Source organism: Sphingobacterium multivorum (assembly GCF_900457465.1).
GTDB classification, from domain to species: domain Bacteria; phylum Bacteroidota; class Bacteroidia; order Sphingobacteriales; family Sphingobacteriaceae; genus Sphingobacterium; species Sphingobacterium multivorum.
In genome coordinates, this window is record NZ_UAUU01000008.1 from 454,040 (window position 1) to 465,765 (window position 11,726).

Sequence of the window (11,726 nt, forward strand, 5' to 3'; positions counted from 1 at the left end):
ACCTGTGGGATGGAAAACTTTTTATCGAAACAATCCTGTTGACATAAATGGAGCATGCCACATGGCCTATAGAACAAGAAATAATTTATATGAAACCAACACTATTTATTCGCTTATTTACTTTATCGGCATTGAGTTTTTCGCTGGGATCTTGTACCGATCTGGATGTTGATATAAAATCACAGCTGACGGAATTTCCAGATTCGGAACGTGCAGCGGAGGCAATTCTTGCTGATGTATATGCAGCTTACCGTGGCGCAATGGGGCGCGATCATTGGATGGCCCAAACACTCTCAGCAGATGAGGCCGTGAGTGTTTCCATGGGGACAGACTGGTTTGATGGCGGTCGATACCGCGAATTCCATCTGCACAATTGGAACGCAGACAACGGCCTCTTACCAAGTATCTGGAACGATGCTTCCACTGGAATCACCTTAGCCAATAATGCCATTGCATTATTCGGGGAAGATAAAGAAAAGCTGACGGCACCTGCTCGCGCAATCCGTGCTTATTATTATTTTATACTGATGGATAATTTTGGCGCCGCACCGTTGATCACAGGGCCTGTTGATGCTGTCCCCGCACGTTCAAGCCGTGCTGAAATTTGCCGTTTTATTGAGGCCGAATTGCTTGCGGTGAAGGATTTGTTACCGACCACGGTTTCTGTAGCAACCTATGGAAAAGCAACGAAATATATGGCCGAAGCATTGCTGGCTAAGTTGTACCTCAACTGGGCTGTTTATACGGCTACCGATGTAGCCAATTACAATCCAAGTACACAAAATGAAAAATTAAATGATGTGGTTGCGATGTGCGACCAGATTATTTCCTCAGGACAGTTTAACCTGACAAGCCATAAGTTTATGGCCAAGTTTCGCCCCGATAATGGTTATCAGGTAAAGGATTTTATATTTGCCATACCCTATGATCGTGAAAAACAGCAGGGTATGACTTATTCGCGCTTCTGGATACATCGCAGTGCTCAAAATCAGTTTGCAACATTGCCTCAAAGTGTTGGGGGGACTTTTCGTGTATTACCGAGCTATTTGGAGAAATTTAATCTGGCAGGCGACGAAAGGAATGCCTCATACATCGGCGGTAAGCAATATTACTGGTCAAATTATACAGAAGATAAGACTCGGCCTTTTCTGATCAGAACTTCCAAACGCGGCATAGATCAGGATTATAATGCTGCGGATGCAGATGCGCAGTTTGATTGGCACCTGGAGACCACTAAAGAAATTACTTTGCGTTCGGATGGTGCGGCCACGCTGAATGTGGGTAACGACCAAAAGGGGCGCTCAATGGGGTACAGATCCATTAAGTTTTATATGGACGTAGCCGTTACATCAGCCAATCAGCGTAATCAGAGCAATGATGTACCTGTATTTCGCTATGCCGATATCTTGTTGATGAAAGCGGAGGCTATACTCCGTGGGGCTGCTGCCACCAATGGTCAGACTGCACAATCCCTGATTAATCAGATCCGTACCTATGTCAATGCACCTGTACTCACGGCAGCCCCAAATCTGCAAGATCTATTGGATGAGCGTGCACGAGAGTTTGCCGATGAGTCCTGGCGTAGAAATGATCTTATCCGTTACGGAAAATTTGAAGATAACTGGGGATTCCGATCGCTGTATCCTGCCGGCATGAGAGAGAAGTTCCGTCGTATTTTTCCCGTACCGACAACTGTATTAAACGTAAACACCCACTGGCAACAGAATCCGGGTTATTAAGATCTATTGATGAAACGCAGAACTTTTATGAAAAATTCCCTGGGCACGGCGATTACAGCCGGCCTGGAGGAATTACGCTCAGCAGCTTGGGGCTGACAAAACCCACGCAACTTGAAAGCGAAGATATACGACAGCTTTTAAAGCCCAAAGATGCTTATGATCTTCATTTTATGGCTGTAGGCGACTGGGGACGTAACGGTGCTGACCATCAGTTGGCCGTAGCAGAACAGATGGGCAAATGGGCCGATCAGCATCCCAATGATTTTATCATTTCTACCGGTGATAATTTTTATCCTTCCGGCGTGGTAAGCGAACATGATCCCTTGTGGCATTATTCGTTTGAAAATATCTATACCGCATTTTCGCTGCAATGGGACTGGTATCCCATTTTGGGAAACCACGATTATAAATCAGATCCCGATGCACAGGTACGTTATAGTACGATCAGCAGACGTTGGAAGATGCCTGCGCGTTATTACAGCAAGACATTTGCGCTTAAGGATGGAAAAAAAGTACTGATGGCCTTTATCGATACTAACCCGATGATTCCTGAATTTTACAGTAACAGCGAGTATGGACCGCATGTAGCGGGACAGCAACCGGAGAAACAGCTGGCCTGCTGGATCAGCTACTGGAAAATTCGGATGAACATTGGAAAATTGTCATCGGCACCATCCCTTGTATACGGCAGGACCGCGTACAACGAATTATGATACGCTGGCTGTACGAAAGGTCCTGGAATCTATTTTTGAAAAGCGGGGAGTCGATATTTACCTTTCTGGACATGAGCATTCCCTGCAGCATTTGAAAGTTGAAGGCAAGAAGTTTCATCAGTTTATCTCGGGAGCGGGATCCGAAGTAACCCCGGTGAAGACAGATCTACCGTATGGCCGTTTTGCGAAAGATCAATACGGGTTCTTCTCTTTCTCGATCAGTAGCGAAGAAATAGCTTGTCAGGTTATCAGTCATGAGGGTATGGAGCTGTATCGGATAGTGCTTACAAAAGTATAAGGTCAGAGGGCAGGAGGTGTGGAGCAGATTCGTACCTGCTTCGTACCTTATTCGGATGCGATACAGATATTGTACAGATGCTAAACAGATATTGTCCAGACCCTGAACAGGAATTACCTGGTCAGAATTTGGTCAATAATGATCAGCAGATTGTGGAGCTCCGAAGGTGGTCCGAACACAATACGAACACAACCCGAATACATTGGCGCTCGAGGTAAAAAAAACAGACTAGTCTGGGCTAAAAAAGCGGATTGGATTGAAAAAGGTCTGATTGAATAGAAGCATTCATCTAACATACTTTTTTGAGCGTTAGATGAATGCTTCATACGTTGTGTTAAATAGATATGCTGCAGGACTTCGCTGCGAAAAAGAATACAGCGAGCCATACAAGTCCTTTGGCCAGAAAGAAGAGAAATGCTCCAATTCCGGCACGCTTAAGCCATTTAGATTTGTTGTCTTTTTGCTCCATTTATGGGATTAAACACGAACACTCCAATTTTAGTTCGCACTGGCAATAGGAGTGAATACTTCGCCAAAGTTATAAAAAGTTTGGTTAGCAATCTCTACTGCGCGATCATAAGTTGCCGGATCTTCTGAATATTTGTTTAATACCGCTGTAAATCCAGCCCACATGTCACGGCTATTTTCGCCATAACCTTCGAAGAAAGAAGTTCCTTTGGTAACGCCATATTTATTGAGCATCTGCACGATATACGGGCCGCCCATGATTGAACCTTCCAAAACATATAATGATGCAAGTGCTTCCTGTACATTGGCTACCGCTGGAGCGTTTGCTTCTGGAAGGTTGTCTACGTTACCACCCAAAGCTTCGATATCGCTTTTAATGTACGATGAATTACGGCGTTCGGCCAAATCTGGCAATACTTCTGCGGTTACGAAAGGAGCGATGCGATCTTCTACAGCACGGAAATAAGCATAGAAGCCTTTCAATACTTCTGCGTAATCTGCTTCTGAACGAATATTTTTCAATTGGCGCACGATCGTTCCTTCTACGTTTTGGTGAGCTGCGTGCGTTTGCTCTTTGATATGTTGACTTAACATGTTCTTGTTTTTATTTATAACGATTCTATACAAAGATTCGTATTTATTTCTACAAATGTATGCTGTTTTCTGCTTTATCATCTATGAAAAGTGGTTTAAATTTAAATAGGAGTATAACAAAATCCAGCTTCAATAAGTTGCTCACTTTAACCTAAAGTTTGTTTTCAGTAGCAAATTTTCGTCTACTGGCGTCGGGAAATAAGACGCGGATGAAATTGCTTTGATCCGTAGGTTTCCTACAATATCTTTTAATGCTGCTGCAAGCCAGGCTTCCTTCGGGTCTCCGGGATGGCGGGAGCTTTCGACCGGAGCTAAAGGCAGGTCTACAGGTATGCCATCAAAATAATCCGACCATCCATCAGCATTCCGGATGAGAAATGAGGCTAGGTAAATATCGAAAGCTCCTACGCGTATGGAAAAAAAGCCGACGGGTTTACCAAACGTCTGCTGACCAATAAGGCGTATCGGAATATAGGGTTTGAAGCTGCTGATCAGTAATTCACTTGCCGAAGCCGTGCGTTCTGATACAATGCATGACAGCTGCTGTAAAGAATTGAAATGTCCCTTTTTGATAAAGTAATGCGTATTGGCTTTTTCACTATAATCCACATCGGCGAGGGTGGCAGGGCGTCCTTTGTATTGGACCACGTTGCCACTTGCATCCAGATAGGGTTGGTTGAGGAGTAGTTTTGCTTTGCCTTGCTGTACAGTCGGATGAAATTGTTCGCTGAACATAACTTTTTTATCCAGTTTGGCTGGGCTAATGAGGTTGGCTAAATATTCTGCGGTTTCCACATAACCGCCACCGTTATGTCGTAGATCGAGGATTAAATGAGTAACTTGCTTTTGAGCCAGTTGGGCTGCAAGCTGATCCAGTTCGGCCTTCACTGTCTGGAGCTGAGGAAAAGAGGGAATGTAAACATAAGCAATCCGTTTGTTTCCCGCAGACCAGTAGGACAGGTGTGTAGCATACCTGTAGGGTGTTTCTATGCTGGCCATGTGACCGCTACTTTTCTTGTCGTTACGACGACGCTCTAGATATGAATATTTGGGTTTATTGGGGATGGTCGACAATTCGTAAGGTCTATCTTTCTTGTGCAAAGCGTATTGGCTGAGGGCAAAAAGTGCCCGCTCATAAGCCGTTTGTTCGGGGTCTATCTGTGCATATTTCGTCCGCGGATCAAAAGTAGTATATGAAGGGAGAGCTTCCTGCCAGCGGTATAGCTGTTTGGCGTATAGGTAGATTGAGTCGAGCGTCAATTCTTTTTTTGTTCCTGTTTTTGGACTAATAAATTCATCGGGCAGCGTTGTTGTCTTACTGCCGTTCTGACAAGCTGTTATAGCAGTTATTGTAACTAATAGACCAACTATTGGGCGGATTCGACTCATGATTTGATGCGCATTTTGTTCCTTATGTCTGTAGTAGCTTCGCTACAAAATGGGTAATTATCTGAAATTTAATACTTTTTTACTTTTTTATTTCATATAAAAGCCTAATTTTGTGCCAATTTATTTAATTTTTGATGCCTCCGCTACTGTGGAGTACTCAAAATGTCCCAAAGGTATCCCCTTTGGGATTTTTTATTTTAGGGTAATACAGGTCGCTCTGTTTTGCTTGGCACACTGGATAAACTCTCCAAAAAAGCCAAGATATTTTCCTGTTCTTTACTGCTCAATCGTACATTTTGAATATGTGGCGATAAGGTCCCATTGATCTGTTGTCCTGTCTTTTGGGGCATGCCCTGACTCAGCAGATTGATCAGTTCACTTAAGCTCGAAATACTACCATTGTGCAGGTAGGGTGCAGTATGGATCACATTGCGCAGACCCGGCGTGCGAAAATTTACCTTTGTCTGTTTCCAGTCCTGTTGCCTCAAAGCGACCATTGTCCAAGGCACCTTTGCTGGTAACGGCATAACCCAGGTTATGGAAAATCGAGATCTGTAAAGAAGGCACCATTATGGCAGTTGATGCATTTCCCTTTTTGTGCGAAACAGATGGAGACCTTCGAGCTGTGCATCGTTTAATGCCTGGTAATCTCCTTTGATAAAACGGTCAAAGACGGTTTCACCACTGCTAATTGATCTTGAATACGCTGCTATGGCATCTAGCAATCCTTCGACGCTCATCGTCTGGCTCGAGTAAGCCGCCTCATATAAATGAAGATAGCCTGGTATAGCTTGCAGCTTAGCGGGTAAAGCAGTCGTATTTCCGCCCATTTCGATGGGGGAGTTGATGGCTTCGGCGATCTGCTCTCGATAAATCATTGCGCGGCCATCGTGGAAGAGTTTGCCTTCCAGGTACCAGACATTTTCTAGGGAAGGTGTATTGCGGTGATGCAGTGCGATCCCATCTGCCGTTGTTTTTTGGTCGATCCAGTAGGTGTCCGGATGATGACATGAAGCGCAAGTCTTCATGCCATTACCGGTGCGGGGGTCGAAAAATAAGGCTTTGCCAAGTGCGATTAGCTCGGTCTTATCTTTCGACGGGTTTTCGGGTAAAGCGGCCAGTTCACGTACCTTGATAGTGTTGTACCAAGTGGCAGCCGGCCATTGCGTTACCGATTTACTATATTGTTGGCGTAAGGTTTCTTCTGGGAAAGTAGGAGCTGTAGGCTCTTCTGGAACAGAAGCGCTCTTGTTGCAACTGCATACTGCCAGTGTCGCGAAACATGCTGTGATTAAAGGTTTTGTACGATAGCGAAAATATGCGGTCAAAAATATCTTAGGCAAGGTGTTAATTAATTTAAAGAGATGTTAAAATCACCTTCTGATAATAAGTTCCCGTTTTTATCCATCATCTTCAAGGATTTAATTGCGTTTCCCTGTACAGATACGGGAATGGATAGCTTTATCGTCATCGTTGCAACATCAAAGACTACATTGTTGATAGCATATTCGTTATTGAGGTTATCAATCGCTATAAAATGGTCAAAATCTGCCTTGAAATAAAGTTCATAAGTCTCTTTACTGTTTATCTTCAGCACCAGGTCGCCGCCCTTTTTGCCAGTATAATCCTGCCATTTTATGACATTGTATAATGTTGGTAAGAATACCTCAAAAGCATCGGTGAGTTTCGTGTAACGTCCGGAGATCAGTTTGATGCGGTATTTGCCTGGTTTGAGATCTTCTGGAGTGTTGAATTGTGCAATAAAAGATGTTGGCGGTTGAGAAAAAGAAAGTAAGGTCTCTTTTCCATCTTTATCGACCAGATAGCCCTTGGTTTGCGCCTCGTCTTGCAAAATATTTTCTCCTCGTACTACCAAATCCTCATTTTTTGGGTAACCAAGGTAATATTTGCCTTCGAGCAGATTCATTTCTGCCTGTACCAGCGGCTGGTTGTACTGGAATACCAATGTATAATTTTTGCTGGAACCATCTTGTGCCCGTACGGTATAGGTAATTGGTTTTTCAGATTGCAATTGTATAGCGGTACCAGATGCAGGCGTAATCGAAGCTAATTCCGAAATTTTAATCGTAGGTGTAATGCTTTCGGGTTGCTCCATCAAGGGTGGCCAATATAGGATAATCTGGTCATTCACAATACTGGCTGACAAGGTTTTGCCATCAGCATCCTGAATGCTAAAGGATTCGATGTCGTTGTAGGGTAGGCTGGGGTATTCGGTTTTACAGGACCAGCATGTTAGTGCTAGCATAGAAATAGCTAGGAATTGAATGATATGTATTTGTTTTTTCAAAAATGAGTGTTGCATAATTTTTTTTGGTTAAAAAATCGTTATGCGGATGATGATTAGGTTATAAAAATCCGCAACCCATCCACCAGGTTGCGGAATCTTTTATTCATTAAATAGGAAAGACTATAATGCCTTAACTTCGATATTGGTATCTGCTTTTACTTGTAACTGACCTGCCACTACTTGTTGACCAACATTTGTAAAATTAATTAACTTGACAGCATATAAAACTCCAGAAGAATTTCCCACTAATACAGTCAAAGGTTCGATAGCTTCGTTACCATGACTAACTGGATCGTAGGCATACCATTCACCATTACCTTGAGATGATACTGCTGTCGCAGTCGCCCAATCCGAAGCCGTAACAGAAGAGATGTCTTTTGCTACCGTTCTGATCGAATAAGATCCAATAGCCTTGATGGAACCATTTACATGACTAAAAAATGCAACCTGACCAGAGATACTCAAGCTTTGTCCACCTGTAGCAAGGTCTACATAGACTGCAGGCCAAGTTGCCGCTGCCGAAGGGCTCCACCATTGGCCTACTACAGTGTAGTTGCTGTTTGCTTTTGCTTGGTTTAAAGCTAAAGGAGCTGTTGCTGATTCTGTTGTTGGGGCTGCTGCCCATACTGCTGCCGATAGCACAGTCACGGCCATAGCAGATTTTAAGATAGTTTTGATGTTTAAGTTCATGTTATTTTAATTTATTTAATTTTGATGCCACCTTGGCATGCTGTGGATGCTTCTTTATGATTCCGTTATTGTACTAGGATTTTGCTCTGTCTTTACCACATCGGCCCAGTCTTTAAATTGGAACTTAACCTGTACGTTTTCAAATGTTCCTGTCGGAAGATCTGCAGGTAATGAAACTGTCATTTCAGTTCTCGTGTGCGACTTGATAATCAATGGATAATCTTTGCCATTGAGTGTCATGATAACGGCTGTCGGATCTAAAATCACTTTATCTAAGTTGGCTAAAATGGTCCAGTCTTTATTTTTTGCCAAATTTAGTCCCAATAAGCTAATATATACATCGGGTTGGCGATATGTAATCTTGAGCGGATTTGCCAATGTAACAGTATGATTTAGATTGGTTACCTCAACATCGTAGGTGCCTGCCAAAATATCGGATGGAATGCGGTTTTCCCGCTCGGTTCCCGTGTAGGTTAATTGATAAACACCACTCGATACTTTTAAGCTATTGGGCGTTGACATCTGATAGCGCACTTTAGTTTCTTGGTTAATTAATGCAATACTTACCAATGAGGGATTGGTATGCATAAAGGTTCCATTAATGGCTGGAAAAGCACCTCCAGGTCCTTTTGTAAGTATAAGAGACGAAGTTGTATAAAACTGAGCTTCAAAAGATGGCGTACTTTGTAGCTCAATCTTTAAGCTATAGGTTCTTGTGGTACCTGTAGCGGACGTTACGGTATACGTCTGGTTCTTTTCATCTGTTTTAACAGGCAAAATTTCTTCTGCTAAACTGGCTCCGTTAGCAACTTTAATAGTCGGGTCGATGACGAGCAACCCATAATAATAGGGAAGATATACCGTAACGGTATTTTTTTCATTGTCTATAGCGCCATAGATAACCTCATCATTGGGGAGATTGGTGACCTTGTATTCGAGAATCTTATCTGCAGGAAGTAAGGCTAATTCTCCCGTTTTGGTGCAGCGGGTTAACAGCAATCCTAAAAAAAGGAAGCTTAAAATGCTGTATAATCTTTTCATGTTAGTTTAGTATCTAATAAATAAGCTATACTTAATTTTTTTAGTTAGCAATTGTAAATTTGTTACTACCAGCTTTGGCAAGCACATATTGGAATGTAAAGAATGGTGTTGGTGAATCTTTAAACCAATCTTTTGGATCCAAGAGGTCTTTGTAGATACTTTGTATCTTGATCTTGGCGTAGTTCCCCTGGGCTGTACGGACGATCAATGTATTGCTTTCGATGGGATAGCAAACGTGTTTTTTGTTTTCCGCTCCACCACCTTTGATTACGCCATCAAAATCATATAAATACCAACCTAGGCCTTCACCAAACGCTCCTGAGTCATCTGTGCCATAGGCTTTTTCACCTATTCGGAATTCGGCATCTGAGGGGATATCGATTACATCTTCAAATTTTTTCTTGACAATTAAGATACCGCCTTTGCCTGGGCCTCCTTTACCAAATCCGTTTGCTGTGTTGTTGCAATTGATAAAACTGCGGTATATTTCTGAGCAAGAGATGTCCCATCGTGCGGTTAGTTTATAATCCGGTGTCACAGCTTTGTTCTGTTCCAAACTATAATATATTGGTGATTGCGCTGTGGTTGGTGCACTACCCGCGGGTAAATCTTCGCCAAAATTCTTAACCGTAATCAAGCGGTTGAACATAGCTTCTGGTGCAACAGGATCTGGTTCAGGCTCTACTACTGTGGGCTCGCTTTTACTACAAGCTCCCAGCACAATTAAAAATGCCAATACCGGTATGAATTTTAATAGGTTGCTGCGTTTCGTTATTTTCATTGTTACTCGTTTTTTTGTGTTAGTTGATACCTTGCCCCTTTTCTATACATGTAGTAGGGGTGTTAGTATGTTATTTTTATTTAAATTGATTCTAAATAATAGTAAAGATAAAATCTTTTGCTGATAAACTGTATATGAAAATTGGTATTTAATATATTTTTTTCGGTTTTTGATTTTTGGTTAATAAAGGCAGCTGGAATTTTAACCAGCTGCCATGTAGGTATTATTTAAATTCTTGGTAATCGATGGAGTAGAAAAAATAATTGTTTAGTGCGATTTCACGATTCATGGTTTCATTCTCATAAACATTATTCATCCTAATTTTAAAAAAGGGTTTACCTTCCTTTGAAATGATAATTGTTCGATTTGCTACAGCTAGAACTTGGTGATTTGGTTGTCCTGTATAATTCGCCCAACCAATTACATTTGGGGCGTAAGACGATTGAAGTCCTAAAAGATTATTTGAAGCAGACGTAAACTGGTCGGTAGATTTTACATCTTCAAAAGCTTTGTCAATAAAGGATAAGGTGTAGCCTTTAACATTATTTGTTATTAAATCTACATTGGAGCTTTTCGCGTTAAAAGAAACAATAAAATCGCTCGCATTTAAGCCATCATTCTCTTTAAAATCAAAATAATAGGTTTGTGCTGCAGTTGTTGTTGCTTTTCCATCTTCACCGATTGTAAATTGTTTAAAGTTACGAAGTGAATAGGTATTGCCTGTACGCTTGATTGTTCCTTGTGTATTGATCGTTTTGGAAACCTTTGTTAAATCAACAGTTTCACCGTCTTTGACCATAACCTTAGCTTGGTATTCCGGCTCAACTTGCTCCACCTTATCATCATCCTTGCTACAAGAAGTAAAACCTAAACTCAATGCACATAGTAGTGCTGCTGTTGTAAATAATCTATTCATCTTTAATTTAATTGTGTAATTTTCCGTATTATAATGTGTTTGTATTTAAATCTTTGCTGCCATCCTGCTGTACATAATATTTAAATGTATAGTACGGGGCAGGCCAATTGAGGTTGGTTACCGCCGCTGGATTTCCCTTATAGGCATTGATCAGTTGCAACTTGGCATATTTGCCATCGGGTAAGCGAATCGCATAGGTGCGATTAGGCAAAGCCTGCATAATATGGGTGCTCAAACTATAGCGAAACCATCCATCAGAACCATCGGTTGCCGCCCAGCCAATTTTGTTGACTTCACTTTTATTAAACTCTTCATCCGAAGGGGCTATAGTGACACTCTGATAGGCTTGTCTCAGTAAAACAACAGCGGTATTATTTGCATGGCCGCCATAACCCGGATTGTATTCATGCTGGGAATTGTTCAGATAGATCTCCGAATTGTAAGGACCTGTAAAGGCAATATCCCAATCTTTTGTTTTAAGCCACTGCGCAGAATCGGCTTTTGTTTTAACCCAGATTTGCTTTTGGTCTTTAAAACGAAAAAGAAATATAAAAAATGGTCTTTGCTCTTTTCCTTCAGTACCTTCGCCCATGGCTGCATCGGTATCGCCAGCAAGATCTTTGATCAGAGTACTTTTGCCATCTTCCAATCCGATAGTATAATCTTTGTCTTTCCCGCAGGATACGACTGTCAATAGCAATAGTGCTGAAAAAATACAACGGCCAATCTTGTGAAAGGAAAGCCAGATGCTACATTCTCCTATAATCATGCGAATCGTTCTCATCTTTT

13 protein-coding genes are annotated in these 11,726 nt (G+C 42.0%); 3 read left to right on the top strand and 10 right to left on the bottom strand.

From position 1 onward, the window contains the following. The first annotated feature begins 89 nt into the window (after positions 1-89). From DTA23_RS10425 to DTA23_RS28935, 3 genes are all read left to right on the top strand, one after another. Positions 90-1,739 carry a RagB/SusD family nutrient uptake outer membrane protein gene (locus DTA23_RS10425; RefSeq protein ID WP_112374825.1) on the top strand — a complete coding sequence of 550 codons (1,650 nt, stop codon included), beginning with the start codon at positions 90-92 and terminating at the stop codon, positions 1,737-1,739. Between the two features lie 86 nt (positions 1,740-1,825). Then, entirely contained in the window at positions 1,826-2,452 is a 627-nt protein-coding gene (locus DTA23_RS28930) for a metallophosphoesterase (protein WP_256603356.1), read from the top strand. After that, complete coding sequence (locus DTA23_RS28935) at positions 2,418-2,750, top strand: metallophosphoesterase family protein (RefSeq protein WP_256603358.1); 333 nt, start codon at positions 2,418-2,420, stop codon at positions 2,748-2,750. The genes DTA23_RS28930 and DTA23_RS28935 overlap by 35 nt, the downstream gene beginning before the upstream one ends. Positions 2,751-3,248: 498 nt before the next feature. Here the strand turns inward: DTA23_RS28935 and DTA23_RS10435 are convergent, their stop codons facing one another. The 10 genes from DTA23_RS10435 to DTA23_RS10475 all read right to left on the bottom strand — a co-directional run bounded on the left by DTA23_RS10435 (position 3,249) and on the right by DTA23_RS10475 (position 11,721). Then, on the bottom strand, positions 3,249-3,812 hold the full coding sequence (locus DTA23_RS10435; RefSeq protein WP_070566475.1) for a biliverdin-producing heme oxygenase: 564 nt from the start codon (positions 3,810-3,812) through the stop codon (positions 3,249-3,251). Between the two features lie 141 nt (positions 3,813-3,953). Then, positions 3,954-5,201 carry a S41 family peptidase gene (locus DTA23_RS10440; RefSeq protein ID WP_112374650.1) on the bottom strand — a complete coding sequence of 416 codons (1,248 nt, stop codon included), beginning with the start codon at positions 5,199-5,201 and terminating at the stop codon, positions 3,954-3,956. Between the two features lie 197 nt (positions 5,202-5,398). Beyond that, a complete protein-coding gene (locus tag DTA23_RS28940) occupies positions 5,399-5,728 on the bottom strand; it encodes a c-type cytochrome (protein ID WP_256603360.1) in 330 nt (109 codons plus the stop codon). Positions 5,729-5,770: 42 nt separating this feature from the next. Next, positions 5,771-6,544 carry a cytochrome-c peroxidase gene (locus DTA23_RS28945; protein ID WP_256603361.1) on the bottom strand — a complete coding sequence of 258 codons (774 nt, stop codon included), beginning with the start codon at positions 6,542-6,544 and terminating at the stop codon, positions 5,771-5,773. Between the two features lie 8 nt (positions 6,545-6,552). After that, complete coding sequence (locus tag DTA23_RS10450) at positions 6,553-7,467, bottom strand: SGBP N-terminal domain-containing protein (RefSeq protein WP_146753058.1); 915 nt, start codon at positions 7,465-7,467, stop codon at positions 6,553-6,555. 162 nt (positions 7,468-7,629) lie between these two features. Beyond that, on the bottom strand, positions 7,630-8,199 hold the full coding sequence (locus DTA23_RS10455; protein WP_112374652.1) for a hypothetical protein: 570 nt from the start codon (positions 8,197-8,199) through the stop codon (positions 7,630-7,632). A gap of 54 nt (positions 8,200-8,253) precedes the next feature. Then, complete coding sequence (locus tag DTA23_RS10460; RefSeq protein ID WP_112374653.1) at positions 8,254-9,240, bottom strand: SGBP N-terminal domain-containing protein; 987 nt, start codon at positions 9,238-9,240, stop codon at positions 8,254-8,256. Positions 9,241-9,280: 40 nt separating this feature from the next. Continuing rightward, on the bottom strand, positions 9,281-10,021 hold the full coding sequence (locus DTA23_RS10465) for an HmuY family protein (RefSeq protein ID WP_239468876.1): 741 nt from the start codon (positions 10,019-10,021) through the stop codon (positions 9,281-9,283). A 223-nt stretch (positions 10,022-10,244) separates the two neighbouring features. Then, positions 10,245-10,937: a hypothetical protein gene (locus DTA23_RS10470; protein WP_112374654.1), complete on the bottom strand. Its 693-nt coding sequence runs from the start codon at positions 10,935-10,937 to the stop codon at positions 10,245-10,247. A 28-nt stretch (positions 10,938-10,965) separates the two neighbouring features. Beyond that, a complete protein-coding gene (locus tag DTA23_RS10475) occupies positions 10,966-11,721 on the bottom strand; it encodes an HmuY family protein (RefSeq protein ID WP_239468875.1) in 756 nt (251 codons plus the stop codon). Positions 11,722-11,726 lie beyond the last annotated feature (5 nt).